This is a genomic window from Streptomyces narbonensis (genome assembly GCF_014649015.1).
GTDB classification, from domain to species: Bacteria; Actinomycetota; Actinomycetes; order Streptomycetales; family Streptomycetaceae; genus Streptomyces; species Streptomyces narbonensis.
The window spans coordinates 71,497-95,951 of record NZ_BMSF01000004.1 but is presented as its reverse complement, the minus strand read 5'-3'; the positions used below and the strand labels follow the sequence as shown (position 1 = coordinate 95,951).

Annotated in this window: 22 protein-coding genes and 1 pseudogene; 12 read left to right on the top strand and 11 right to left on the bottom strand. The window is 73.2% G+C overall.

Features of this window, described 5'->3' with window-relative positions; all coding sequences use genetic code 11:
* The first annotated feature begins 4 nt into the window (after positions 1 to 4).
* The gene (locus tag IE124_RS08880) at positions 5 to 931 is read left to right on the top strand and encodes an acyl-CoA dehydrogenase family protein (RefSeq protein WP_189506600.1); all 927 of its coding nucleotides are present in this window, start codon (positions 5 to 7) and stop codon (positions 929 to 931) included.
* 352 nt (positions 932 to 1,283) lie between these two features.
* A complete protein-coding gene (locus tag IE124_RS08875; RefSeq protein ID WP_189506598.1) occupies positions 1,284 to 1,727 on the top strand; it encodes an ATP-binding protein in 444 nt (147 codons plus the stop codon).
* Positions 1,728 to 1,914: 187 nt separating this feature from the next.
* Here the strand turns inward: IE124_RS08875 and IE124_RS08870 are convergent, their stop codons facing one another.
* Positions 1,915 to 2,841 carry a cyclase family protein gene (locus tag IE124_RS08870; RefSeq protein ID WP_189506596.1) on the bottom strand — a complete coding sequence of 309 codons (927 nt, stop codon included), beginning with the start codon at positions 2,839 to 2,841 and terminating at the stop codon, positions 1,915 to 1,917.
* Positions 2,842 to 2,941: 100 nt separating this feature from the next.
* Here IE124_RS08870 and IE124_RS08865 point away from each other — a divergent pair, with 100 nt between their 5' ends.
* The 3 genes and pseudogenes from IE124_RS08865 to IE124_RS08855 all read left to right on the top strand — a co-directional run.
* Positions 2,942 to 3,874, top strand: a complete 933-nt coding sequence (locus tag IE124_RS08865; RefSeq protein WP_189506593.1) for an SDR family NAD(P)-dependent oxidoreductase — start codon at positions 2,942 to 2,944, stop codon at positions 3,872 to 3,874.
* Entirely contained in the window at positions 3,871 to 4,926 is a 1,056-nt protein-coding gene (locus tag IE124_RS08860) for a Zn-dependent alcohol dehydrogenase (RefSeq protein ID WP_189506591.1), read from the top strand. The genes IE124_RS08865 and IE124_RS08860 overlap by 4 nt, the downstream gene beginning before the upstream one ends.
* Before the next feature lie 136 nt (positions 4,927 to 5,062).
* A pseudogene (locus IE124_RS08855) lies at positions 5,063 to 6,224 on the top strand (MFS transporter); the annotation flags it as partial.
* Between the two features lie 22 nt (positions 6,225 to 6,246).
* Here the strand turns inward: IE124_RS08855 and IE124_RS08850 are convergent.
* Complete coding sequence (locus IE124_RS08850) at positions 6,247 to 7,341, bottom strand: GlxA family transcriptional regulator (RefSeq protein WP_189506589.1); 1,095 nt, start codon at positions 7,339 to 7,341, stop codon at positions 6,247 to 6,249.
* A 73-nt stretch (positions 7,342 to 7,414) separates the two neighbouring features.
* Here IE124_RS08850 and IE124_RS08845 point away from each other — a divergent pair, with 73 nt between their 5' ends.
* From IE124_RS08845 to IE124_RS08835, 3 genes are all read left to right on the top strand, one after another.
* Positions 7,415 to 8,680, top strand: coding sequence for an MFS transporter (locus IE124_RS08845; protein ID WP_189506587.1), 1,266 nt, complete (start codon positions 7,415 to 7,417; stop codon positions 8,678 to 8,680).
* Between the two features lie 142 nt (positions 8,681 to 8,822).
* Positions 8,823 to 10,148, top strand: coding sequence for an MFS transporter (locus IE124_RS08840; RefSeq protein WP_229832294.1), 1,326 nt, complete (start codon positions 8,823 to 8,825; stop codon positions 10,146 to 10,148).
* A gap of 24 nt (positions 10,149 to 10,172) precedes the next feature.
* Positions 10,173 to 10,676, top strand: a complete 504-nt coding sequence (locus tag IE124_RS08835; RefSeq protein WP_189506583.1) for a hypothetical protein — start codon at positions 10,173 to 10,175, stop codon at positions 10,674 to 10,676.
* Here IE124_RS08835 and IE124_RS08830 read toward each other — a convergent pair.
* The 5 genes from IE124_RS08830 to IE124_RS08810 all read right to left on the bottom strand — a co-directional run bounded on the left by IE124_RS08830 (position 10,673) and on the right by IE124_RS08810 (position 17,814).
* On the bottom strand, positions 10,673 to 11,254 hold the full coding sequence (locus IE124_RS08830) for a flavin reductase family protein (RefSeq protein ID WP_189507197.1): 582 nt from the start codon (positions 11,252 to 11,254) through the stop codon (positions 10,673 to 10,675). The two genes, IE124_RS08835 and IE124_RS08830, sit on opposite strands and share 4 nt — an antisense overlap.
* 610 nt (positions 11,255 to 11,864) lie before the next feature.
* Positions 11,865 to 12,653 carry an enoyl-CoA hydratase/isomerase family protein gene (locus tag IE124_RS08825; RefSeq protein WP_189506581.1) on the bottom strand — a complete coding sequence of 263 codons (789 nt, stop codon included), beginning with the start codon at positions 12,651 to 12,653 and terminating at the stop codon, positions 11,865 to 11,867.
* 9 nt (positions 12,654 to 12,662) lie between these two features.
* Positions 12,663 to 14,885 (bottom strand): acetate--CoA ligase family protein, encoded by a 2,223-nt coding sequence (locus tag IE124_RS08820; protein WP_189506579.1) that lies wholly within the window; start codon positions 14,883 to 14,885, stop codon positions 12,663 to 12,665.
* A gap of 148 nt (positions 14,886 to 15,033) precedes the next feature.
* On the bottom strand, positions 15,034 to 16,470 hold the full coding sequence (locus tag IE124_RS08815) for an MFS transporter (protein WP_189506577.1): 1,437 nt from the start codon (positions 16,468 to 16,470) through the stop codon (positions 15,034 to 15,036).
* A 183-nt stretch (positions 16,471 to 16,653) separates the two neighbouring features.
* Entirely contained in the window at positions 16,654 to 17,814 is a 1,161-nt protein-coding gene (locus tag IE124_RS08810) for a flavin-containing monooxygenase (protein ID WP_189506575.1), read from the bottom strand.
* A 203-nt stretch (positions 17,815 to 18,017) separates the two neighbouring features.
* Between IE124_RS08810 and IE124_RS08805 the strand changes: the two genes are divergently transcribed.
* Positions 18,018 to 18,467, top strand: coding sequence for a DoxX family membrane protein (locus tag IE124_RS08805; RefSeq protein WP_055641966.1), 450 nt, complete (start codon positions 18,018 to 18,020; stop codon positions 18,465 to 18,467).
* Entirely contained in the window at positions 18,467 to 18,865 is a 399-nt protein-coding gene (locus tag IE124_RS08800; protein WP_189506573.1) for a Zn-ribbon domain-containing OB-fold protein, read from the top strand. The genes IE124_RS08805 and IE124_RS08800 overlap by 1 nt, the downstream gene beginning before the upstream one ends.
* A gap of 8 nt (positions 18,866 to 18,873) precedes the next feature.
* Here the strand turns inward: IE124_RS08800 and IE124_RS08795 are convergent, their stop codons facing one another.
* Positions 18,874 to 20,907: a serine/threonine-protein kinase gene (locus tag IE124_RS08795; RefSeq protein WP_229832292.1), complete on the bottom strand. Its 2,034-nt coding sequence runs from the start codon at positions 20,905 to 20,907 to the stop codon at positions 18,874 to 18,876.
* A gap of 362 nt (positions 20,908 to 21,269) precedes the next feature.
* On the opposite strand from IE124_RS08795, the gene IE124_RS08790 reads away from it, so the two are divergent.
* Positions 21,270 to 21,938, top strand: a complete 669-nt coding sequence (locus tag IE124_RS08790) for a DUF4097 family beta strand repeat-containing protein (protein WP_189506571.1) — start codon at positions 21,270 to 21,272, stop codon at positions 21,936 to 21,938.
* A gap of 66 nt (positions 21,939 to 22,004) precedes the next feature.
* Positions 22,005 to 22,841, top strand: coding sequence for an alpha/beta fold hydrolase (locus IE124_RS08785; protein ID WP_189506568.1), 837 nt, complete (start codon positions 22,005 to 22,007; stop codon positions 22,839 to 22,841).
* An 84-nt stretch (positions 22,842 to 22,925) separates the two neighbouring features.
* On the opposite strand, the gene IE124_RS08780 is transcribed toward IE124_RS08785, so the two are convergent.
* Genes IE124_RS08780 through IE124_RS08770 form a run of 3 tightly spaced genes read right to left on the bottom strand, consistent with a single transcriptional unit; the run spans position 22,926 to position 24,395 of the window.
* Complete coding sequence (locus tag IE124_RS08780; RefSeq protein ID WP_189506566.1) at positions 22,926 to 23,363, bottom strand: hypothetical protein; 438 nt, start codon at positions 23,361 to 23,363, stop codon at positions 22,926 to 22,928.
* On the bottom strand, positions 23,360 to 23,971 hold the full coding sequence (locus IE124_RS08775; RefSeq protein WP_370468744.1) for an RNA polymerase sigma factor: 612 nt from the start codon (positions 23,969 to 23,971) through the stop codon (positions 23,360 to 23,362). Before IE124_RS08775 ends, IE124_RS08780 begins: the two co-directional genes overlap by 4 nt.
* On the bottom strand, positions 23,958 to 24,395 hold the full coding sequence (locus tag IE124_RS08770) for a DUF3995 domain-containing protein (RefSeq protein WP_189506564.1): 438 nt from the start codon (positions 24,393 to 24,395) through the stop codon (positions 23,958 to 23,960). Before IE124_RS08770 ends, IE124_RS08775 begins: the two co-directional genes overlap by 14 nt.
* Between the last annotated feature and the right edge of the window lie 60 nt (positions 24,396 to 24,455).

The following is a 24,455-nucleotide window of genomic DNA, read 5'->3' as shown; positions in this document are numbered from 1 at the left end:
CGCCATGGACTTCCGACTCACCGAAGACCAGCGGGCGCTGCGCAAGGGGGTGCGCGAGCTGCTCGCGCGGCTCTTCGACCGGGAGGCGCTGCGGGCCGCCGTGGACGCGCCGTCCCTGGACCGGGAGCTGTGGCGGGAGCTCGGCGCGGCCGGGTTCTTCGCGCTGCGGCTGCCGGAGGAGGAGGGCGGGGTGGGGCTCGGCCTCCCGGAGGCGGTGCTCCTCTTCGAGGAGGCGGGCCGGGTGTTGCTGCCGGGGCCGCTGGTCGCGACACATGTGGCGGCGGGGGCCCTGCGGGGCGCGGCGGAGGGGGAGGTGGTGGTGACCTCCGCCTCGGAGGGGCTGGTCCCTTGGCTGGACGAGGCGGATGTGGTGCTGGGCTCGACCGAGGGCGCCGTACCGGTGCGATCGGTGGATCCACTGACGCCGCTGCATCGGGTGCCGGGCCTCGTGGGCGCCGTAGGTGCGGGGAGCCCAGGCCCGGCAGGGGAGGTGCGGCCCGCGACGGGGGGCCCGGTGACGGGCGACGACCTCGTCGCGGCTCTCCTCTCCGCCGCCGAGCAGGTCGGGAGTGCGGGGCGGACCACCGACATGGCTGTCGCCCACGCCCGCGAGCGGGAGCAGTTCGGGCAGGTCATCGGGGGGTTCCAGGCGGTCAAGCACCTCTGCGCCGGGATGCTCGTGCGGGCCGAGCTCGCGCGGGCCGCCGTGCGGGCCGCAGCCGTGACCGGCGACCCCGTCGAGATCGCCGGGGCCAAGCTCCTCGCGGACGAGGCCGCCACCGCGAACGCCCGGGACTGCCTCCAGGTGCACGGCGGCATGGGGTTCACGTGGGAGGCGGACGTGCACCTGCACCTCAAGCGGGCCTGGGTGCGGTCCGAGATGTGGCTGCCCGCCGCGCGGGCCGAGGAGGTGGTGGCGGCCCACCTGTAGCGCTCTGCGTCCGCCACGTCACGGAATGTCGATACCGGGTTGTGTCCTTCGGCGGGGCCGTCACGGCCCGGAGTCGGTCTCCGGCTCCGGTACGCTCCGTGGGATGCGAGTGCTCGTTGGCCCGGATCGTCCCGGTGTCGCCCCCGTGGTGACTCCGGGCCCGGGGATGCCCGCCGCTCGCACCCGGCGTTCGACTACCCGCAGAGTGCGTCGCACAGTATGGACCACTCGTACTCCTTCGCGCTGGAATATGCCCGAAGCGCTTGTTGCGGTGACTGTACGTCAACCATGCTGTCCCACAAGGGAATCACGTTCCGTGAAGGTGTGTCCGCCGGTTCGGATGGTGTGAGCGGTGCAGGTGCTTCAGGTTCAGTTGGAGGTCGGGCCCGACCCGGCGGAAGTGGGGCGAGCCCGGAGGTGGGCGCGTTCGCGGCTCGCCGGTTCGGGCATAGGGGACGACGAGCCGCTGGCGGAGACGCTGGTGCTGCTCATCTCCGAGCTCGTGACCAACGCCGTCGTGCACACGGGCTGCCCCGCGGTGCTGCGGATGCTGTTCGCGGCGGAGGGCGGCGTGCGGGTCGAGGTCGCGGACGCGAGCGACCGCCCGCCGCAGCCCCGGCACGCGGAGGGCGAGGACACCAACGGGCGCGGTCTGGAACTGGTGGACGGCCTCGCGGACCGGTGGGGCTGGCAGCGCGAGGGTGCCGGGAAGAGCATCTGGTGCGAGGTGGACCGGGCCCCGGTGACTCCCGCGAGCGGCCCGGGCGCGGTGGCGCCCGGCCGGGTGCGCTGTTGACGGTTCGTTCCGTTTTGCCCACTCTGGTGTGAGCGATTCGTGGCGAGGGGAGCCGAGGGCCGTGTGCCCTCGGCGTGTGCGGGTCGTGGCCGGGTGGCGGCGCCCGCACCGTGCTCGGGGCGCGTGCGAGCGCGCCGCCACCGGCTGAGACAGGTCTCGGAGGGCCGCGACCTCGGGGATTCCGACCTCAGAGGATCGCGACCGGTGCCACCGGTGTGCCCGTGCCGCCGACGAAGGGCTCCGGCATCGCGGAGAGCAGGAAGGCGTAACGCCGCTCCTGTGCACAGGCTGTGGACAGTTCCTCCAGATTCCAGTTCTGCCCCTGGAGCATCCCCATCTCGACGAGGTCGAGGGCGTGGACGGGCAGCCAGAGGTCGTCGATCTCCGGCGGGAAGATCTCGAAGGTGAGCGTGTCGTTGGCGACGGCCGCGACGTCCCGGGCGTGGAACCACTCCGGCGTACGGACCGAGAGGCCGGGGGACGGGAAGGCGTACCCGTGCTTGTCCCCGGCCAGGTACACCTGCATCTGTCCCGTCCGTACGAGGACGATGTCGCCGGACCGGACGGTGACCCTGCCGAACTCGGCTGCCTCGTCGAGGTCTTCGGGGGTGACGGCGTGGTCGCCGGGCAGCCGGTCGAGGCTCTTGGCGGCGGCCACGTCGAGCAGGACGCCCCGCGAGACGACCTGGCGGGCGGTGTGGATGCCGCTGAACTCGGCGCGGCCGTGCGCGGTGATCGTGCCGGCGGGCCGGCCGTTGTAGATCCGGCCCGAGTGCGAGGCGTGCGTCAGGGCGTCCCAGTGGGTGCCGGCCTGGAGGCCGAGGGTCACGGCGTCGTCGCTGGTGGCGACCGTGCCGGGGCCGAACAGCTCCTGGTTGACCTGGACCATCACGTGGAGCGGGTTGACGCGGCCGGGGATCATGCCGGTCTGGACGCCGTCCTGCTTGAGGTCGACGGCGAGGGGTACGCGCCGGCCGGTGCGTACGGTCGCGACGGCCTCCCGTACGACCTCGTCGGTGACGAGGTTGAGGGTGCCGATCTCGTCGTCCTGGCCCCAGCGGCCCCAGTTGTTGACGCGCTTGGCGATCTCGTGAAATGCGGCGGGCAGAGACATCGGGGCCTCCGGGGTCTTGTTCTCGGGTATCTGACGGACCGTAGAATCCTGACGACGAATGAATCTAACGGACCGTCAGAAACTGCGGGAGGGGCCGGGCATGGGGAACTTCTTGGCTGGCAAGGTCGTCGCCGTGACGGGCGCGGGGCGGGGCATCGGCCGCGCCGTCGCCCTCGCGTGCGCGGCGGAGGGCGCGAAGGTCGTCGTGAACGACTACGGGGTGTCGATCGAGGGCGGCGAACCGACCTCGGAGATCGCCCTCTCCGTCGTGAAGGAGATCGAGGCCGCCGGCGGCACGGCCGTCGCCGTCGCCGACGACATCTCGACGATGGCGGGCGGGCAGCGCGTGGTGGACATCGCGCTCGCCGAGTACGGGCGGATCGACGGCGTCGTGTGCGTGGCCGGCATCCTGCGCGAGCGGATGCTCTTCAACATGGCCGAGGAGGAGTGGGACCCGGTCGTCGCCACCCACCTGAAGGGCACCTTCACCGTCTTCCGCGCGGCCTCGGCCGTGATGCGCAAGCAGGGCACGGGCACCCTGATCGGATTCACCAGCGGCAACCACCAGGGCTCGGTCGCGCAGGCCAACTACTCGGCGGCGAAGGGCGGGATCATCTCCCTCGTCCGGAGCGCCGCCCTCGGGCTCCACAAGTACGGGGTCACCGCGAACGCGGTCGCGCCCGTGGCCAGGACCCGGATGTCCGCGAACGTCCCCATGGAGCTGAAGGAGATCGGGGAGCCGGAGGACGTGGCCGCGCTCGTCGTCTACCTGCTCTCGGAGCGGGCCAGGGCCGAGAAGATCACCGGCCAGGTGTACACGATCGCCGGCCCGAAGATCGCCGTCTGGGCGCAGCCGAGGGAGCTCCGCGCCGGGTACGCGGAGGGTGGTGGCTGGACCCCGGAGCGGATAGCGGACTTCCTGCCGGGGACGGTGGGGACGGACCCCATGCCGATGCTGGAGCGCCTTGAGGAGATGGCCAGGGCGGCGGCGGCCGGCGAGCGCCCCAACACGGACAAGAGGAGCGGGTCATGAGGGGTGTCGTGTTCGACGGGAAGTCCGTCCAGGTCGTCGACGACCTGGAGGTGCGGGACCCCGGCCCCGGCGAGGTGCTGGTCGGGATCGCCGCCGCCGGGCTCTGCCACAGCGACCTGTCCGTGGTCGACGGGACGATCCCCTTCCCGCCGCCCGTCGTCCTCGGCCACGAGGGCGCCGGAGTCGTCGAGGCCGTAGGCCCCGGCGTCACGCACGTCGTCCCCGGTGACCATGTCGCCCTCTCCACCCTCGCGAACTGCGGCGCCTGCGCCGACTGCGACAGCGGCCGGCCCACCATGTGCCGCAAGGCGATCGGGATGCCGGGGCAGCCGTTCTCGCGCGCCTCGACCGGACAGGCGCTGTTCCAGTTCGCGTCCAATTCCTCCTTCGCCGAGCGGACCGTCGTCAAGGCCGTCCAGGCCGTGAAGATCCCGAAGGACATCCCGCTGACCTCCGCCGCCCTCATGGGCTGCGGCGTCCTCACCGGCGTCGGCGCCGTGCTCAACCGGGCGAAGGTCGGCCGGGGCGAGACCGTCGTCGTCATCGGCACCGGCGGCATCGGCCTCAACGTCATCCAGGGCGCGAGGATCGCGGGCGCGCCGACGATCGTCGCGGTGGACACGAACCCGGCGAAGGAGGGGGTGGCCCGGCAGTTCGGGGCGACGCACTTCCTGACCTCGACGGACGGGGTGCGCGAGATCCTCCCGACCGGCGCCGACCACGTCTTCGAGTGCGTCGGCCACACCGGGCTCGTCCGCACCGCGATCGACCTCCTCGACCGGCACGGCCAGGCGATCCTCCTCGGGATGACCGCGCCGAAGGCGGAGGCGAGCTTCCTGCCCGCCGCGATGTTCCTCGACAAGTCGATCCTGGGCTGCCGGTACGGCTCCTCCCGCCCGCAGAAGGACCTCGCTCTCTACGCCGAGCTCTACCGCTCCGGCACCCTCCTCCTCGACGAGCTGGTGACACGGACGTACCCGGTGGAGGAGTTCGCGCGGGCCGTCGAGGACGCGGAGCGAGGGAAGGTGGCGCGCGGGGTGCTCACCTTCTGAGGCGCACCGGGCCGCCGGTTCTGAGGCGCACCGGGCCGCCGGTTCTGAGGTGCACCGGGCCGCCGGTTCTGAGGTGCACCGGGCCGCCGGTAACTTTCCTGGGTGTCAGGACCGCCTGAGGGCTACGGTCATGGCCATGTCCTACCGCGAGCTCGCCACCCGCCCCGTCCTCGCCTGGTGCGCCGTCACCGCCGCCGGGCGGCTGCCCGTCGCCATGGCGCCGCTCGCGCTCGTCTTCCTCGTGCGCGAGCGGCCCGGCGGCTACACCGTCGGGGCTCTCCTCGCCGCCGCGTACGTCATCGGGGAGATCGTCGCCGCCCCCGTCCTCGGCATGCGCATGAACGCCGAGCGAGCCCGGCCGCAGCTCGCCGCCGGACTCGCCGTCGGGGCCGCCGGCTTCGCCGGCCTCGGGCTCGCGCCCGGCGCGCACCCCGCCGTCCTCGCCGCCTTCGCTCTCCTCGCGGGCGCCGGACCCGCCGCCGTCCCCGGCGGGCTGCGCGCGCTCCTGACGAGCCTGGTCCCCGAGCGGGCCGTGACCCAGGCGATGAGCCTGGAGTCGGTGCTGACCTTCGGGATCTGGGCGGCGGCGCCCGCGCTCGCCACCGGTCTCGCGCTCGGCGTCGACCCCGCCGTACCGTTGCTCCTCCAGGCCGTCCTGATGGCGCTCTCCGTGGCGGGGCTGTGGCTGCTGCCGGCCGGCTGGTCGGCCGAGCCGCCGGGCGAGGGCGCCTCGGTGCGGCGGGCACTCCTGCGGGCCTGGCCCGTGTACGTCCTCGGGGCCGGCGCCCTGACCCTGCTCGCGCTCGCCGAACTGATCCTGCCCGCCCTGCTCGAACAGCGCGGGATCGCCATCGGCTGGGCGGGTCCGCTCCTCGCCGGCTTCTCGATCGGCTCGGCCGTCGGCGCGTTCGTCTACGGCCTGCGGGGCGGCCGCTGGCCCGGTCCGCTCCCCGTCCAGTCCGTCGTCCTGGTCCTCGCCGTGTCCGCCGGGGTCGCGCTCGTCGCGCTGCTGCCCTGGACGGCCGGCATCGCGCTCACCCTGGCCGCCTCCGGCCTGCTCATGGCCCCCGCGATGCTCACCCGGAACCTCGCGCTGCGGGAGATCCTCCCGCCGTCCGCGCTCGCCGCCGGGTACTCGGTCATGTACGCGGCCGTCGGCGCCGGTTACGCGGCGAGCGGCACCCTCGCGGGCGCCCTCCTCAAGGTGGTGGCCCCCTCGACGGCGATCCTCTGCGGGGTCGGCCTGACCGTGCTGCTCACGGTCGTCGGCGCGGTGGGGGAGCGGCGGTCGGCCCGCCCGGGCCCGGAGGGCCAGGAGAGTCAGGAGGAGGCTTTCGAGGGATCCTGCGCCGCCCCCGAGGCCTCCGAGGCCTCCGACGACTTCGAGGCCTCCGGCGACTCCGAGGCCTCCGAGGCCTCCGAGGCCTCCGACGACTCCGGCGACGAGGCGGTGCGGAAGGTGCGCCGGTAGGACGTCGGCGTCACCCCTATCGCGCTCATCAGGTGCACCCGCAGCGACTGGGCCGTGCCGAAGCCCGCGTCCTGCGCGACCCGGTCGACGGGCAGGCCGGTGGACTCCAGGAGGTGCCGGGCGCGCTCGACGCGCTGCTGGGTGAGCCACTGCCCGGGGCTGATCCCGACCTCGTCGCGGAAGCGGCGGGTGAACGTCCGTACGCTCATCGCCTCCTTCCCGGCCAGGTCCCGCAGCTGGATCGGCTCGTGGAGGTGGGCGAGCGCCCACGCCCTGGCCGTGGTCGTGGTGTGCGTGCCGGCCTCGGGAAGGGGCCGCTCGATGTACTGGGCCTGTCCGCCGTCCCGGTGCGGCGGTACGACGGTCCTTCGGGCGACGTCGTTGGCGACGGCCGTGCCGTGGTCGCGGCGCACGATGTGCAGGCACAGGTCGATGCCGGCGGCCACGCCCGCCGAGGTGAGGACGTCGCCGTCGTCGACGAAGAGCACGTCGGCGTCGACCCGCACGCTGGGGAAGAGCCGCTGGAAGTGCGCGGCGGAGGACCAGTGGGTGGTGGCCGGGCGCCCGTCGAGGAACCCGGCGGCGGCGAGCACGTACCCGCCGGTGCAGATGGAGACGAGCCGGGTGCCGGGCCGGATGTGCGCGAGGGCGGCGGCGAGCTCCTCGGTGAGCCTGCCCTCCTCGTAGACCGGGCCGAGCTCGTACGAGGCGGGGACGACGACCGTGTCGGCGGTGGCGAGGATCTCGGGGCCGTGCTCCACGTGCACGGAGAAGTCGGCGTCGGTGGGGACGGGGCCGGCGACCGGGGCGCAGGTGACGATCTCGTACAGGAGCGTGCCCTCGGGGTCCCGGGCGCGGCCGAAGATGCGGTGCGGGATGCCCAGCTCGAAGGGGAGGAGCCCGGGCAGGGCGAGGACGGCGACGCGGTGGGGCGGCCTCGGCACGGTGGGGGCTCCTTCGGAAGCGCGTGGGCGGGAAAATCAGTGGTGGTCCAGACCAGTTGGCTGGTACCTCTTCGTGTCCGTGACGGACAACACGTACAAGTCTGAGGCCGCCGAACGGATTCCCGCACCGGGTTCCGCACCGGCCGGGCCGCCCGCACTGTGGAACCGTAACTTCCGGCTCTTCTTCGTCGCCCGCGCGGTGGCCGTCTTCGGCGAGGGCATGGTCCCGGTCGCCTATGCCGCCGGACTCCTCGGCGCCGGCCACCCCGGCTCCACCGTCGGCTACGCACTCGGCGGCTGGACCGCCGCCTTCGCGCTCTTCGTGCTCTTCGGCGGCGTCCTCGCCGACCGCTTCACCGCCCGCCGCATGATGATCCTCGCGGACCTGCTCCGGCTCCCCGGCGCCGCCGTCCTCGCCGCCTCCTTCACCCTCGGCAGCCCGCCCCTGTGGGCCGTCTACGCCCTGTCCGTCCTCAGCGGCATGGGCGCCGCCCTCTTCCAGCCCGGGGTCGCCTCCACGATCCCGCGCATCGCCCCCGACGTGCAGCGTGCCAACGCCGTCCTGCGGGTCGTCGAAGCCCTCATGATCATGGCGGGACCCGCCGCGGCGGGCCTGCTCGTCGCCGTGTGGAACGCGGGCGCGGCCTTCGCCGTCAACGGCGCGACCTTCGCCGTCAGCGCCCTCTGCCTCACCCTCGTGCGGCTCGTCCCCATCCCGTCCGACACGGCCCGCCGCGACTCCCTCGGCGCCGAACTCGCCGGCGGCTGGCGCGAGTTCCGCGCGCGCAGCTGGCTGTGGGGGGTCATCTCCATCTGGACCGTGTACGGGCTGACCGTCGCGGGCCCGATGGTCCCGCTCACCGCGAGCCTGGTCACCGGGGAGCACGGCTCCGCCGCGTACGGCGTCCTCATGGCCGTCAACGGCGCGGGCAGCGCCGCCGGCGGCCTCCTCGCCCTCCGGCTGCGCCCCCGACGCCCCCTCGCGGCGGGCGCGGTGGCCCTCCTCGGCCTCCCCGTGAACCTCCTCCTGCTCGGTACGGGCGCCCCCGTGGGGCTGCTCGGCGCGGGCCAGTTCATCGGCGGCGCGGCCTTCGCCTTCTGGCTGGTCATGTGGTCCACCGCCGTACAGACCCATGTCCCGCATGAGGCCCTCAACCGGATGCACGCGTACGACGTGGCCGGCTCGCTCCTGATGATGGGCGTCGGCCGCACCCTCTCGGGCCCGGTCGCGGCGGCCGTCGGCACGGAGGAGGTGCTGCTCACGGGCGCGGGCATCGCCGTGCTCGTCGTGGCGGCGCTGCTGGTCGTACGCCCGATCAGGAGGCTGCCGAGGGTGTAGGCCGTTGCGGGTGGGCCGGTGTCCCGATCCTTTGGGTGTCCGATCCTTTGGGTGTCCCGATCCTTTGGGTGTCCCGATCCTTTGGAAAGGTGTCGTTCAGGCCAATGGTCGGTAGGGGGCGGGAGCCGGGATGCTCGATGGCATGGCCCAGACAACCGAGAGTCCCGCTCCCGCGACGCCCGCTCCCGAGCCCCCCGCCCGCCGCACGTCTCGCGCGCCCCGCGTCCACCGTGCCTGGTTCGTCGCGGCGGTCACCTTCGTCACGATCATCGGCGCGGCGGCCTTCGCCTCGCTTCCGGGCCTGCTGATCGAGCCGCTGCACGAGGAGTTCGACTGGTCGCGCGGCACGATCGGCTTCGCCGTCTCGGTGAACCTCGCCCTCTACGGGCTCACGGCCCCCTTCGCCGCCGCGCTCATGGACCGCTTCGGCATCCGCCGGGTCGTCGCCCTCGCGCTGACGGTCATCTCGGTCGGCTCCGTCCTCACCGTGTGGATGACGGCCGCCTGGCAGCTCGTCCTCTACTGGGGCGTGCTCGTCGGCCTCGGCAGCGGCTCGATGGCGCTCGCCTTCGCCGCGACCGTCACCAACCGCTGGTTCGTCGCCCGCCGCGGCCTCGTCACCGGCATCCTCACCGCCGCCGGCGCCTCCGGACAGCTCGTCTTCCTCCCCCTCCTCTCCTGGCTGGTCGAGCACCACGGCTGGCGCCCCGCCGCCGTGACCGTGTCGCTCGCCGCTCTCGCGGTCGTCCCCTTCGTGTGGCTGCTGCTCCGCGACCACCCGGCGGACACGGGCCTCGCCCCGTACGGCGGGGAGTACGCCGAGAAGCCCGCCCCCGTCACGGGCGCCGCGCGCCGGGCCGTCACCGTCCTGCTCAAGGCGGCCCGCACAGGCCCCTTCTGGCTGCTCGCCGGCACCTTCGCGATCTGTGGGGCCTCGACGAACGGCCTGGTCAAGACCCACTTCGTGCCCGCCGCCCACGACCACGGGATGCCCGTCACGGCGGCCGCGGGACTGCTGGCCGTCATCGGTGTCTTCGACGTCGTCGGCACGATCGCCTCCGGCTGGTTCACCGACCGCTTCGAGGCCCGCCGGCTCCTCGCGGTCTACTACGCGCTGCGCGGCGTCTCGCTGCTCTTCCTGCCGATGCTCCTCGCGCCCACCGTGCACCCGCCGATGCTCTTCTTCATCGTCTTCTACGGCCTGGACTGGGTGGCCACGGTCCCGCCGACGATCGCCCTCTGCCGTGAGCACTACGGCGAGGACTCGGCGATCGTCTTCGGCTGGGTCCTCGCCTCCCACCAGGTGGGCGCGGCCCTCGTCGCCTTCGGGGGCGGTGTCGCCCGGGACCTCTTCGGCTCGTACGACGTCGTCTGGTACGCCTCCGGAGCGCTCTGCGCGGCGGCGGCCCTGATGGCCCTGGTCATCCGCCGCCCCCGGACGGAGGCGCCTTCCCTGGCGGGAGCATGAGCGATCACCAGGGGGTGATCGCTCATGAACAGCGGTCCTGACATGGGGCGTACGCACGCCCGGATGCTGCGGGTCTCGACGCTGGCGCTGCTGCTGGAGGCCGGGGTGGCTCTGGCGGTGCTCATGACGGTGGGCCTGTCGATGGAGCCGGAGCCGGGAGACGACACCGCCGGCGGCGCTCTCGTCCTGTTGGCGCTTCCGTTCGTGGCGGTGTTCGGCGTACTGGTGGCGTTCGCGGTCTCCGCCGTGCTGATCCTGCCCGTGGTGCTGCTGGGCGAGGACCTGGGCCGCAAGTCCGGCCGCGACCCGCTCTGGTGGCAACTGGCGCTCGCGGGCCTCGCCGGCGCCCTCCTCGCACCCCTGGCGGGCGTGCGGGGGTGGATCGTGGGCTGGACGGTCCTGGCGGTGGCGGTGCTGCTCACCCGGCCGGCGAGGCAGGGCTACTTCGTCTCCCTGCTTCTCTGGGGCACGCTCGCCGTGGTGAGCGTCTTCATGGTGGGCGGGATCGTCCTGTACGCGCAGGGCTAGGAGCTGAACCGCCCGAACCGCCCCCGGTGGAACAGCAGCGGATCCCCGTCCTCCGCCGCGCCGAGCGACTCGACCCGTCCGACCACGATCAGATGGTCGCCGCCCGTGTGGACGGCGGTGATCGTGCAGTCGATCCAGGCGGGCGAGCCCGCGAGGCGCGGTGAGCCGGTGGCCGGCGCGTGGTCCCACTCCACCCCCGCGAACTTGTCGGCCCCGCTGACCGCGAACGACCGGCAGAGCGGGCCCTGCTCGGCCCCGAGGATGTTGACGCAGAAGGTTCCGGAGTCCGCGATCCGGGGCCAGGTCGTCGACGTACGGGCGACCATGAAGGCGACCAGGGGCGGGTCGAGGGAGAGCGAGGCGAAGGACTGGCAGGCGAAGCCCGCCGGACCGTCGGCGTCGAGGGCCGTGACGATCGTGACCCCGCTCGCGAAGTGACCGAGGACGCGGCGGAATTCGGCCGGGTCGACGGGCGGTCGCTCGTCCTCCCGTACCGCGCGCAGTACCGGCCGTGGCAGTGGTTCGACGGCCGTCGGCGAACCGGCCGCTCTCAGGTGTCGGACGGCGGTGGCGGCCATCCCGGCGTGTCCCATCACACCGTCCATTGAAGCTGACGGTGTGTCAGATAGGAAGCCCCTCGGTGCGACGGTCGTCCGCCGCCCGAGGGGCCGCGTTCCGCCGGAGGAGAACGTGAAGGTCAGGCTTCCGGTGCCCTGGATCCGGTGCAGTCCCGGCCGCTCCACCGTCACCGTGAAGCAGACGGAGCCGGGGGCGGGGACGGACACCGTCCTGACCGCGTCGCCCGGGTCGCCGAAGGGGGCGAGCGGCAGGGCGGGGCAGTTGTCGATGGTGGGGGCGACGGTGGGGGTGGGCGTCGGCTCGACCGTTGGGGTCGGGTCCGGGGTCGGCGTCGGGTCCGGTGTCGGGTACGCCGACGGCGCCGTAGGCTCCGTTTCCAGTGTGGGAGCTGTGCTCGCGGTCGCCGCCGGCGTAGCCGCCACCGCCGCCCCCGTCGGAAGCATCGGGCTCAGCAGGGCCGCGAGCAGCGCGGGAGCGAGAAGAAGGGATCTTCCTGATCTTCGGGATCTTTTGCGCGAGCGCGCGGAGTTGGGTATTCCGTCCCCCCCCGGAGCGGCAGTGTGTGGCATATGCGCGACACGCCATAGGGCTCCGGTACGACAGCCTCCGCTACCGCCCCTCGTACCGCGCCTCCCGCCGTTCCACGAAGCTCGCCACCCCCTCCTGCGCGTCCCGTGTCGTCATGTTGAGCTCCTGGGCCGTGGCCTCCGTCGCGAAGGCCGTCGCGCGGTCCGTGTCCAGGGACGCGTTGACCAGCTGTTTCGTCAGGGCGAGGGCGCGGGTGGGGCCCTGGGCCAGGCGTTCGGCCCATTCTCGGGCCGTCTTCTCCAGGTCCTCCGCCGGGACGACCCGGTTCACCAGGCCCATCTCCCTCGCCTCCGCCGCGCCGACCGCGTCGCCGAAGAACATCAGCTCCTTCGCCCGCTGCGGACCGATCAGCCGGGGGAGGAGATACGCGCCTCCGCCGTCCGGGACCAGGCCCCGCCGGACGAACACCTCGATGAAGCGCGCCGATTCGGACGCCAGCACCAGGTCGCACGCGAACGCCAGGTGCGCGCCGATCCCCGCCGCCGTGCCGTTCACCGCCGCGATCACCGGCTTCTCGCAGTCCATCACCGCTCCGATGAAGCGCTGCGCGCCCTGCCGGATCATCCGGGCCACGTCCCCCGCGACCCGCTCGGCGGCCGCCGCAGGGCCGCCCCGCAGGTCCGCGCCCGCGCAGAAGCCCCGGCCCGTCGCCGTGACGACCACCGCCCGGATCTCCGGGTCGGCGGAGGCCGACGCCAGCAGGGCGATGATCCGCTCCCGCTGGTCCCAGGTGACGGCGTTCATCGCCTCGGGGCGGTTGAGCGTGATCCATGAGACGCCGTTCTCCACGGTGTGCAGGACCTCGTCCACGAGAAACTCCTATCGGCAGACAGCCAGCGCGTCCAGGGCCACCGCCCCCTGCCCGCGCGGCAGCACCATCAGCGGGTTGATGTCCAGTTCGGCGAGGTCGCCGTCGAGTTCGAGGGCCATCCGCTGCACCCGCAGCACGACCTCGACGAGCGCGTCGACGTCGGCCGGCGGAGCACCCCGTACTCCGTCGAGGAGCGCCTTCCCGCGCAGGTCGGCGAGCATCGAGCGGGCCTCGTGCTCGCCGAAGGGCGGGACGCGGACGGCGGTGTCGCCGAGGACCTCGACCAGGACCCCGCCGAGGCCGACCGTGACCGTCGGGCCGAACAGCTCGTCCCTCGTCACGCCCACCACCATCTCGACCCCGCGCCCGACCATCTGGCAGACCAGGACGCCGTCGAGGTCGATCGACTCGTACCGCGCGATGTCGGTGAGCTCGCGGTACGCGTCCCTGACCTGGCTCGCCGAGGTCAGCCCGACCTTCACGAGCCCCAGCTCCGTCTTGTGCGCGAGCTGCGCGCCCGAGGCCTTCATCACGACCGGGTAGCCGACGAGCCCCGCCGCCCGGACCGCCGCCGCCGCGCTCGTCACGAGCTGTTCGCGCGGCACCCGTATCCCGTACGCCCGCAGCAGCTGCTTGGCCGCGTGCTCGCTGAGTCGCCGGCCGGGGCGAATGAGGGCCTGCGCCTTGCGGAAGGAGGGGGAGGGGGTGCGGGGGGCCTCGTCGAAGGGGGAGCGGTAGCCGACGGTGAAGCGGTGGTGGTCGAGATAGGCCTTCACGGCCCCGATGCAGTTGCCGAAGGTCCGGAAGGTGGCGACGCGCGAGGAGCCGAGGAGGGTCGTGCGGTAGGCGTCCTCGGTGCCGACGGGGGAGCCCCACACCACGCAGACCAGCTTGTCCGTCGCCTCGGCGGCGTCGACCAGGTCCTGCGCGAGCTTGTCGCTCATGGGCGGGAAGGGCCCGGTGATCGGACAGATGAGGACGCCGACGGAGGGGTCGGCGAGGATCGCGTCGATGATCTTCCGGCCGCGCCAGTCGCCCACCGGGTGCCCGCCGTTGTCGACGGGGTTCGAGACGCTCAGGTACTCCGGGATCCACTGGTGCAGTTCGTCCTGCTTGGCCTGCGGGAGCGTGGGGAGTTCGAGCCCGGCCGCCGTCGCCAGGTCGGCGAAGTGGGCGCCCGTACCGCCGGAGATCGAGTAGACGACGACGCCGTCGGCCTGCGGCCTGCGGGCGCGGGCGAGCAGGGTCGCGGTGTCCTGGAGCTGGTCGAGGCCGTCGACCCGGATCACCCCGTACTGGCGCATGGCGGCGTCGACCACCTGGTCGGCGCCGGTGAGCTTGCCGGTGTGGGAGGCGGCGGTGCGGGCCCCGGTCTCGGTGCGGCCGACCTTCACGGCGACGACGGGGACGCCCTGGCGCGCGGCCCGGTCGGCGGCGAGGAGGAAGGAGCGGCCGTCCTTGAGCCCCTCGACGTAGCAGGCGATGGCGCCGACCTCGGGCAGTCCGGCGAAGTACGAGATGAAGTCGGAGGTCTCCAGGTCGGCTTCGTTTCCGGTGGGTGCCCAGTGGGAGAGCCGGACGCCCAGCTCCTGGAGGGTGAAGACGGGCCGTCCCTGGTGGCCGGACTGGGTGATGAGGGCGACGGCCGGGCCTTCGAGGTCCTCGCGGAAGCGCTCGAAGGCGTTGAGGTTGGTGTTGGGGCCGAGGAGCCGGAGCCCCGAGCGGCGGACGGCGGCGGCGAGACGTTCCTGCGCGGCGGCGCCGGCCTCGCCGGTCTCGGCGAAGCCGGAGGCGAAGGCGACCGCGAACCGCACCTTCGTGTCGGCGAGTTCCTCGATGACGGGGAGCGGGTCGGCCACGAGGAGGACGGCGAGGTCGACGGGTTCGGTGAGTGCGCCGACGGAGGGTACGCAGTCGATCCCGAAGACGCTCGTACGGGTCGGGTGCACGGGTACGAGCCGGGCGCCGACCCGCTCCGCCCAGGCGAGGAGCTGTCGGGTGATGCCGGTGTTGGGGCGGCCCTCGGTGTCGGAGGCGCCGACGACGGCGACGGACCCCGGCCGGAAGAACCGGTCGAGGTCGGGCACGGCGGCGTGCAGCGGGCGTCCGCTGACGTCCTGGTCGCCGGGGGCGGCGGTGAAGCCGTGCACGACGCCGGTGGGCTCCTCCCCGCAGGCGACCACGCGGGCGCGGAGATCGGTGGTGAAGGTGCCGTGAGTCGATCCAAGCATCGTTCCGCTCCACCTTCCGCCCAAGACCATTGACCTGACGCATAGTCAGATTAGCGAACTGACGCTCAGTCAGGAATGGTTGTGCGGGAGTGGATGTTCGGGAATGTGCGGGGGTGGATGGTCGGGTCGTACCCGAACTACCCTCTCTCTAGGCATTCTTCGGCCGTGACGCGTGTGCGACGCCGAGGAGCAGGACCCCGCAGACGGCGACCAGGATCCAGCCCGGGCGCGACGCCTGCGCGAGCTCGGCCGGGGCGGCGGTCGCGACCAGGCCCCCGGCGAGCGCGATGCCGAGGGCGGCGCCGAGCTGCCGTGCCGTGGAGGTGATCGCGCCGGCCACACCGGCACGGGCGGGCGGCAGGCCGTTGACCGCGGTGTTGGTGATCGGGGCGTTGGCGAAGCCGAACCCGATGCCGATGAGCGAGAGCGCGGCGAGCAGCAGGAACACGCTGGTGTGCGGGGTGAGCCCGACCAGACAGAGCCCGCCGGCCGTGAGGAAGCCGCCGGCGAGGAGTAGCGGCGGCCGCGGTCCCGTACGGCCCACCATGCGGCCGGACCAGGGGGCGCAGAGGGTCGCGCCGACGGCCAGGGGCAGGGTCGCCGCGCCGGCGGCCAGCGGCGACCAGCCCCGGGTGTGCTGGAGGTAGAGGGTGTTCAGCAGCAGCGTCATGTTCAGGGCGACGAAGACGGCCACCGCGCCGACGACGGCACCGCTGAAGACGGGGCGCCCGAAGAGTCGCAGATCCATCAGGGGTTCGGGCCGGCGGGACTCGGCCCACACGAAGCCGGCCGTCGCCGCGGCGGCTGCCGTGTATCCCGCGAGCGCCGCGGGAGACGTCCAGCCGATGCGCGGCCCCTCGATCAGGATGCCGACCACGGCCGCGAGGACGACGGTCAGCAGGAACTGCCCGGGCAGGTCGAGCCGCCGTGCGCGCGGGGCCCGGGACTCCGGCACGAACACCGCGGTGAGCACCAGCGCGGCCACGACGACGGGCGCGTTGATCCAGAACAGCGCCCGCCAGTCGAGCCCCGCGAGCAGCGCGCCGCCCGTGAGGGGCCCGGCGGCCATGCTCAGTCCGAACACCGACGCCCACACGCCGATCGCCCGCGCCCGCTCCTTCGGTTCCGGCATCGCGTTCACCACGATCGCGAGCGCCACGGGGCTGAGCATCGAGGCGCCGACGCCCTGCAGGGCGCGTCCCGCGACGAGGGCGCCCGCCGACGGGGCGAGCGCGCAGAGAAGCGAGGCCACGCCGAACACCACCAGCCCGCACCGGAAGACCCTGCGGCGCCCGAAGCGGTCCGCCAGCGCGCCGGCGGAGATCAGGAGAGAGGCCAGGACGAGGGTGTAGGCGTCCACGATCCATTCGAGACCGCGCGTGCCGACGTCCAGACCGCGCCCGATGGCGGGCAGACCCACATTGACGACGGTGGTGTCCAGGCCCACCAGGAACATGCTGAGGCAGCAGACGGCCAGCACCGTCCAGCGTCTGCGTCGGCTCAGCGGGGGGTGAGGGGGGCGAGCGGCATCGGCCGCCGTCGCCTCGGACGTCTTGGTTGCCTTGGTCGCCTTGGACGTGGTCATGGTCCACCCCTGACGTTCGGGAACAGTGCCCGGCAAGGCTCGCGCGCGTCACCCCGTGCTGCAAGGAAACTTGCCGACACCGCAAATCCCCGGACGCCCCGGACGCCCCGGACGCGCCCCGGACGGGCCCGCGGGCGGCGCACGGCCGGGCTAAGCGCCAACTCAGCGCCAACTCAGCGCCACTCAGCGGCGCTTGGCGCTCCTCGCGATCCTGCGCGCGATCTTCTCCGCGTCGATCGCCAGCTCGCGCAGCATCCCGCTGATCGGGTTGGTGAAGCCCTGGAAGAAGAGCCCCGGCGCCTCGCGCGGGCTGCGCGCCCCGTGCACCACCGGCCGGCCGCTCGCGTCGAGCACCCCGTCCAGGTGACCGAGGAGCGGCTCCAGGGCGCGCCGGTAGCCGGTCGCCGCGATCACCGCGTCCGGGGCGATCCGGGTGCCGTCCGCGAGGAGCACCTCGCCGTCCTCGAAACCCTCGACGGCGGCGACGACCTCGACCTTCCCGGCCCGTACGGCCTCGATGAGGCCCACGTCCTGCACCGGGACCGCGCCTTCCCGCTGGCGGGTGGCGAGGCCCTTCCCGGGCCGGGGCAGCCCGTGCGCCGACAGGTCGGGCAGGAAGCAGCGGGCGATCACGTCGCCCAGTCGGTCGACGACCGCCGTCGGCAGGCGCCGGACCAGGATGCCGCTGCGCTGGGCCGGCCAGCCGAGGGTCGTGCGCCGCACGATGTGCGGGACGGTCCGCACCGCGAGCCGCACGCGCCCGGCGCCGCCCTCGGCGAGGTCGGCGGCGATCTCGGCCCCGGTGTTCCCGACGCCCACGACGAGGACGTCCTTCCCCGCGTACGGCTTCGGGTTGCGGTACTCGCGGGCGTGGCTCAGCTCGCCCGCGTACGCGTCGAGGCCGGGCCACTCCGGCAGGCGCGGGGTGTGGTTGTAGCCGGTGGCCATGACCACGGCACTCCCGGTGAGCCGTCGGCCGCCGGTCGCGTGCAGGACCCACTCGTCGCCCGCCCGGTCGATACGGAAGACCTCGACGCCCGTCACGACCTCCAGCTCGTGCTTCTCCGCGTACTTCTCCAGGTACCGCACGACGTCGGCGCGGGCGACCCAGCGCCCGAAGGAGCGGGGTATCCGCAGGCCGGGGAGGCCGGAGAGGCGCCGGGTGGTGTGGAGGCGCAGCCGGTCGTAGTGGGTGCGCCAGGAGGCGCCGACGGCGTCGGACTTCTCCAGGACGACGGCCCGTACTCCGCGCTCGCGCAGGGAGGCGGCGACGGCGAGTCCGCCGGGGCCGCCGCCGATGACGTACACGGGGTGAGCGGGAGATTGCTGGGGGGTGGTGGCCATGAATGCTGAGCGTAATGACGTGTACACGTAGTGGGTCTCGACCGGGAGGGATTTCGGTTGCGAATCGGTCACGTCCGCCCGTGTCGGGCCCGCTCGCCCGCGTCGGGCCCGCCCGCCTCTTGCGCGGGGACCCGCCCTGCGCTGAACTGACGTACCGTCAGATTCATCTCTTCGGATTCCCGGACCGGCTCGTGGGGGCGCGCATGCAGACCGTCTGGCTCACCGGCGCCGAATGGCTCGCCGTCCTCCGCATCGGCCTCGGCCTGTGGTGGCTGGAGAGCTGGCGGCACAAGGACAGGAAGGGCTGGTTCGAGCGCGGCACCGGCATAGCCTGGGCCGCCGACGTCGCCGCCAAGCACAAGTGGCCGCAGGTGAAGAAGGGCTTCGACACCGTCGTCGCGCCCCGCCCCAAGGTCATGGCGTACGTCGTCGTCTACGCCGAACTCGCCCTCGGCCTCGGCCTGGTCGTCGGCTTCCTCACCCCGGTCGCCCTCGTCGGCGGCCTCCTCCTCAACCTCCTCTACCTCGTCCTGATGATCCACGACTGGGCCGAGCAGGGGCAGAACGCGATGATGGCGCTGATCTCCCTGGTCGCGCTCCTCGCGATGTCCTGGCAGACCTGGTCCCTCGACCACGCGATCGGACTCTTCTGATGACGGCAGCCGACCCCGAGATCGACGCCTTCACCCGCCCGTACTGGGACGCCGCCGCGGAGGGCGGGCTCCTGCTGCGCCACTGCGCGGCCTGCGACCGGACCCACCACTACCCGCGCGAGTTCTGCCCCCACTGCTGGAGCGAGGACGTCGGCTGGGAGCGGGCGAGCGGCCGCGCCACGCTCTACACCTGGTCGGTCGTCCACCGGAACGACCTCCCGCCCTTCGGCGAGCGCGTCCCGTACGTCGCCGCCGTCGTCGACCTCGCGGAGGGGCCGCGCATGATGACGGAGGTCGTGGACGTCCCGGAGGCGGACCTCCGGATCGGCATGGAGCTACGGGTCGCCTTCCGCGCGGAGGGCGACGCGACGGTGCCGGTCTTCACGGCCGGCACCTGACGCGCGGTTCAGACCGGAGAGACGTTCCGCCAGAGGTGGCTCCTGTCGCTCGGGTTGCAGGCGTACATCATCAGGAACGGCGGGCCGGGGATCATGCAGTCGCCGCTGTTCACGTTCTTGATGGTGTGACCCGCGGACGTCTTGGTGCCGATCGTCCACGACTGGAGGCTGGAGCCGTCGCAGGCCTTGGCGGTGAAGCCGGGTGTGCCGCCCGGCTGGAGGCAGTAGCCGGACTTCTTGTTGATCAGCCGGAAGGTGCCGTTCCCCGTGGACGAGTAGGTCCAGGAGTAGGTGATGGTGCCGCTGGTGGGCGGGGTGCCGCACGGGGCGGTGTTGACCATGACGCCGCCCCACGCGGGGTGGCTCTCGGACAGGCACTCCCCACTGGAGACGTTCTCGACGGAGTACGTCCCCGAGGGCACCGAGCCACCGCCGCCGGTGGCCGGCGGGGGAGCGGGCCGGTCGGTGGTCCGCGAGGGCTGCGGGGCGGGCGGCTGCGTGGTCTTCGTCCCGCCACCGCCTCCGTCGCCGCCGGGGCTGGTCGTGGTGGATCCGCCGCCGCCCGGGCTGGTCGTCGAACCGCTGCCGGACCCGCTGCCGGACCCGCTTCCGTCTCCGGGCGCGGTCCCTCCACCACCTCCCGCACCTCCCGCACCGCCCGTGCCGGGCGGAGGGGCCGCCGTGGACCCGGCGGGAGGCGCGGAGGGCGGACCCGAGGAGGCGGAGGCGGACGGGGAGGTGGAGGCGCCCGGCTTCGCGGACGCGGAGGGCGACGAGGGTACGGGCGCGGGGTTGCCGGGCGCCGGCTGCGAGGCGACGACGGAGGGCGAGCCCGAGGTGTCGGGGGCCGCGCCGAGGCGGCCGATCTCGTACGGGCCGAGGGCGACGGTCAGGGTCGTGCCGGTCGCCACGACGACGGGCACGGCCACCATGACGAATCGATTCCGCCGGGTCCGCCTGGCGCCCGGGGCGGCCGCCCCGGTGACCGAGGCGGGGTCGGGGGCGGCGGTGGCCGGCTCCTTCCCGCCCTGCGGGGTGAGCGAGGCGGTCGCGACGTCCTGGGCCGGCTCGGCCCGCTCCAGCTCCGCCAGGTGCTCGGCGGTGGGCGCGCCGGCGGCGAATTCCGCTCGCTCGCCTATCCGTTCGGCGACGGCGGCGGGCCACGTGGCCCCGGCGGCCTTCTGGGCGGCCCGCTCGACGAGCTCGGCGGCGGTCGGCCGGTCCGCGGGGTCCTTGGCGAAGCAGGTCCGGACGAGCGCGGCGAGCTCGGGGTCGCTCTCGGGGAGCTTCCCGAAGTCGGGCTCGCCGTGGACGACGCGGTAGAGGAGGTCGGGCCCGGAGCCGTCACCGAACGGGGGCCGCCCGTTCGCCGCGTACAGGAGCAGGCTTCCCAGCGCGAAGACATCTGCGGCGCCGGTCAGTTGGCGGTCGGCGACGGCCTGCTCGGGTGCCATGTAGGCGGGGGTGCCGATGACCATGCCGGTCTTGGTGAGCCGGCTCTGGTCGGCCGCGCGGGCCACGCCGAAGTCGATGAGGGAGAGGCCGCTGCCGGTCAGCATGATGTTGGACGGCTTGAGGTCGCGGTGCACCATGTCGGCGCCGTGCACGACCTTCAGCCCGGCCGCCGCGTCCCGGAGGAGCCGCCAGAGGGACTCCGTCGGCAGCGGGCCGCCGTGCAGCCGGACGGCCTCGCTGAGGGTGATGCCGGGGATGAACTCGGTCGCGAACCACGGCGGTTTGGCCGTGCGGTCGCTCGCGAGGAGCTTCGTGTCGGCCCCGCCGGGCAGTCGGGCCAGGTTGTCGAGCTCGTGCCCGAAGTGGCTCAGGAAGTCGGCGTCCTCGGCGAGCAGGGGAAGGACCCGCTTCACCGCCGCGAACTTCCCCGGCACGGCGCCGAGATAGACCCGCCCCATACCGCCGGATCCCAGCACGCCGAGGAGCCTGAAGGCCCCGATCCGGCGGGGGTCTCCCGCCTCGAGTGGCATGGCTCCGCTGCCGTTCAGGCTGCCCGGACCGGTGTGGTCTTCCTGTTCCCCCTGCATGGGCCACACATTAGCTGAGGGTTATTCACCTCTGTACTGATGCCAAGTGCGGCTCGCGGGACGGCGGTTGAAGGGTCGCGGAGACCGCTGAAGGGTCATTGAAAGCTCGCTGAAGGGCAGTTGAACGCCGACCGGGGGTCCGCGGCGCGTTCACCTCCATTCCATTGCAACGCCCCCATAGGATTTGTTGCATTAGCCCGCATGGTGGTTGCAATGAAATTCCTGGTGTGACCTGCATGGATGGGGGATTGGAGCAGGAGGGTCGTTGCAGGAATCGTGAACGCAACGTAGCGTTTCTCTTGTCGGAAACGGCGCGGACAAGAGTCCGAGAGCCTGAACCGCAAGAATCCGAGGAGTACGTCATGCAGTTCCCCACCACCGCCCCGATCGCCGTCGTCCTGTCCGTCCCCGCGGGTCTGATCCGCTTCATCGCCGCCGACCGGGCCGACGCCACGGTCGAGGTCCTCCCGGCCGACGCCTCGAAGGGCCGCGACGTGAAGGCCGCCGAGCAGATCGCCGTCGCCTACGCCGACGGTGTGCTGCGGATCGAGGCCGCGGAGGCCGAGAACCGCATCCTCGGCAACTCCGGCTCCGTCGAGGTCACCGTCCAGCTCCCCGCCGGCTCCAGCGTCGAGGCGAAGACGGCCACCGCCGAACTCCACGGAGTCGGACGCCTCGGTGACGTCACCTTCGAGAGCGCGCAGGGCACGGTCAAGCTCGACGAGACCGCCGCCGCCCACCTCACCCTCCAGGCCGGTGACATCACCGTCGGCCGCCTGGACGGGGCCGCCGAGATCCGCACCCAGCAGGGCGACATCCGCATCACCGAGGCCCTGGGCGGCACGGTCGTGCTGCGCACGGAGGCCGGTGACCTGGAGGTCGGCGCCGCGCAGGGGGTCTCCGCCACCCTCGACGCCGGCACCTCCTACGGCCGCATCAGCAACACCCTCCAGAACAGCGCGGGCGCCAAGGCCGGCCTGAACATCCAGGCCACCACCGCCCACGGCGACATCACCGCCCGCAGTCTCTGAGACACCCCGCCTCCGAGACACCCCTCCACCCCGCCCCCGCTCCTCACCACCAGAAGAAGGAACACCGTGAAGACCACCACCACCACCGCCTCCTCCACCACCACCCAGCACCCCGCCCCCTGGACCGGCACGGTCTCCGTCGACGACACCACCCTCGCCGTGACCGACACCGGCGGCCCCGGCCGCCCCGTCGTCTACCTCAACGGCTCCTACGCCGACCAGAAGCACTGGCGCCGCGTGATCACCGAACTCGGCGGCGACTACCGGCACATCACCTACGACGAGCGCGCCCGCGGCAAGTCGGGACTCTCCGAGGACTACTCCTTCGAAGCCTGCCTGCGCGACCTCGACGCCGTCCTCACCGCCCGGGGCGTGGAGCGCCCGATCCTGGTGGGCTGGTCCTACGGTGCGATGCTCGCCGTGCACTGGGCCTCCCGGAACCCGGACCGTGTCCTCGGCGTCGTGTCCGTGGACGGCGCCATGCCGCACGCATGGCTCGACGAGGCCAACAAGGCGCAGGTCCGCAAGCTGTTCCGCCGCCTGAGCCCGCTGTTCCCGGTCGCCCGCCGGATCGGCATGGCGGCCCGGATGAGCGCCGAGCAGCACGCCGAGATCAACATCGAGGTCAACGAGCTCTGCGCGCCCGCCCTCCTCGACCCGGTCTTCGACCGCCTGACGGTTCCCACCAGGTACGTCCTCGCCACCGACGGCAACCTGGGCGGCGACCCGAAGCTGATGGAGGAGATCCGCGACAACATGAACCCGGTGACCGCACGCAACCCGCACGTCCGGGTCAGCGCCAAGGTCCCGAGCAACCACTCCAAGATCCTGCGCAAGGACTTCCGGGCGGTGGCCGACGCGGCCCGCGAGATCGCCGCCGGCGCCCACGAGACCGGGCGGTGAGCGCGCGGCAGGACCCCACCCCGGCAGGACCCCCACTCGGCAGGACCCCACCCCGGCAGGACCCCACCCCGGCAGGACCCGCCCCTAGCGCACGCGCTCGCCGAGCCGCCTCATGGCCTGTTCGAGCTCCCCGCGCGCCCCGATCGGTACGAGGGCGGGCCTCCCCGGCACGCGTACGCCTCCGGTGAGCGCCACCCTCGTCCGGCCGTCGTCCAGCGCGTCGGCCGCCATCCCGACGACCAGGAACCGGCTCTGCAGCCAGCCCCAGCCGGGGCGCAGGACGCCGTGGAAGTGGGCGCGCATGCCGTACCGGCTGCGGGCCAGGGCCTCGACGCGGTCGCCGTCGACACGGAGGACCCGCACGGACCGCATGTCCGGCTGGAAGTCCCCGAAGCCCCCTTCGAGATCCCCCATCACGTCCCACACCTCGTCGAACGACGAGGGCAGCACTCCCTCGACGAGATGAGCCCCCCGGATCGCGGCCCCCATGACGCGCAGCCGCCCCACGTTGGTCTGTGTCATCCGTTCCACGCCTTTCGGAAACTCTGCCGGGCCCGGTGCAGCCGCGACTTCGCGGTGCCGGCCGGAACGCCGAGCACGGCCGCCGCGGACTCCTCGTCCATTCCTTCGACATCGCGCAGCACGAGCACGGCGCGATGCTGCGGAGACAGCCGCGAGAGGACGTCGTCGATGTCGGCGGCGAGCTGCGGATCACCCCGCTCCGGTACGTCGGCCGACTCGGCCGGCCGCGCCCGCGCCGCCCGCTTGGCGACCCGGACCGCCTCGCGTACGGAGATCCCCCGCACCCACCCGTACAGCGCCTCCGGATCCCGCAACGACCGCAGCGACGTGAACACGGCGACCAGTGCCTCCTGAGTGGCGTCCGGGCCGTCGTCCAGCGCGATCGGACGGCAGATCCGGGAGATGTACGGGGTGAGATGGTCGAGCAGGTCGTGCAGGGCCAGCGTGTCCCCCCGCCGGGCGGCCCGGGCCAGCGCGACGCCTCGTTCGAAGCCCCGGTCGGCGCCGCGTTCGCAGCCCCCGTCGACGCCTCGGGTGCGGCCCCGCTCGACTCCCTGCTCGACGCCGTCCCGGCCGGCACCCCGGCCGGCGTGATCAGCGGGCGGCACGCAGGGCCGCCCATCCGAAGACCAGGCACAGGGGCGTGTACAGGAAGGCGTTCAGCCACGGGAACGCCGCACCGGAGCCGTCGCGCCCGACCACGATCCACACCACCCCGACCGCCGCGCGCAGCAGCATCCCGGCGGCCACGGCGGCCGTCACCCACTGCGCCGCCCTGCCGCCCCGACCACGCACCCGGGCGTACACGGCCAGGGCGGCGAGGCCCTCCAGCGCGGCGAGCGGCAGCACGACGGGCGGCCCGAAGGAGACGACACTGCCGAGGACCGCGAGCGAGAGCGCCCGCTCGTCGTGGGCCGGCCAGGTCAGGCCGGTGGCCCAGTAGACGTGCACCAGCGCGAGGACGGCGAGCAGCGCCGGGACGGCCCGCGTGCCTGTGGCCGTACGAGGCCGCTGGATGTCGATGACCGTCATGGGTCCCCCTCCGAGTCGAGGCCGGCGCCGAGAGCCGACACCCGAAGGAGGAGCCGAAGC

Coding starts and splice junctions, on each gene's coding strand:
- IE124_RS08880 (WP_189506600.1), top strand. CDS start 5: ATGGACTTCCGACTCACCGAAGACCAGCGGGCGCTGCGCAAGGGGGTG.
- IE124_RS08870 (WP_189506596.1), bottom strand. CDS start 2,841: ATGTCTCTGCCCGCCGCATTTCACGAGATCGCCAAGCGCGTCAACAAC.
- IE124_RS08865 (WP_189506593.1), top strand. CDS start 2,942: ATGGGGAACTTCTTGGCTGGCAAGGTCGTCGCCGTGACGGGCGCGGGG.
- IE124_RS08860 (WP_189506591.1), top strand. CDS start 3,871: ATGAGGGGTGTCGTGTTCGACGGGAAGTCCGTCCAGGTCGTCGACGAC.
- IE124_RS08840 (WP_229832294.1), top strand. CDS start 8,823: ATGGCCCAGACAACCGAGAGTCCCGCTCCCGCGACGCCCGCTCCCGAG.
- IE124_RS08835 (WP_189506583.1), top strand. CDS start 10,173: ATGAACAGCGGTCCTGACATGGGGCGTACGCACGCCCGGATGCTGCGG.
- IE124_RS08830 (WP_189507197.1), bottom strand. CDS start 11,254: ATGGCCGCCACCGCCGTCCGACACCTGAGAGCGGCCGGTTCGCCGACG.
- IE124_RS08820 (WP_189506579.1), bottom strand. CDS start 14,885: ATGCTTGGATCGACTCACGGCACCTTCACCACCGATCTCCGCGCCCGC.
- IE124_RS08815 (WP_189506577.1), bottom strand. CDS start 16,470: ATGACCACGTCCAAGGCGACCAAGGCAACCAAGACGTCCGAGGCGACG.
- IE124_RS08810 (WP_189506575.1), bottom strand. CDS start 17,814: ATGGCCACCACCCCCCAGCAATCTCCCGCTCACCCCGTGTACGTCATC.
- IE124_RS08805 (WP_055641966.1), top strand. CDS start 18,018: ATGCAGACCGTCTGGCTCACCGGCGCCGAATGGCTCGCCGTCCTCCGC.
- IE124_RS08800 (WP_189506573.1), top strand. CDS start 18,467: ATGACGGCAGCCGACCCCGAGATCGACGCCTTCACCCGCCCGTACTGG.
- IE124_RS08795 (WP_229832292.1), bottom strand. CDS start 20,907: ATGCAGGGGGAACAGGAAGACCACACCGGTCCGGGCAGCCTGAACGGC.
- IE124_RS08790 (WP_189506571.1), top strand. CDS start 21,270: ATGCAGTTCCCCACCACCGCCCCGATCGCCGTCGTCCTGTCCGTCCCC.
- IE124_RS08780 (WP_189506566.1), bottom strand. CDS start 23,363: ATGACACAGACCAACGTGGGGCGGCTGCGCGTCATGGGGGCCGCGATC.
- IE124_RS08770 (WP_189506564.1), bottom strand. CDS start 24,395: ATGACGGTCATCGACATCCAGCGGCCTCGTACGGCCACAGGCACGCGG.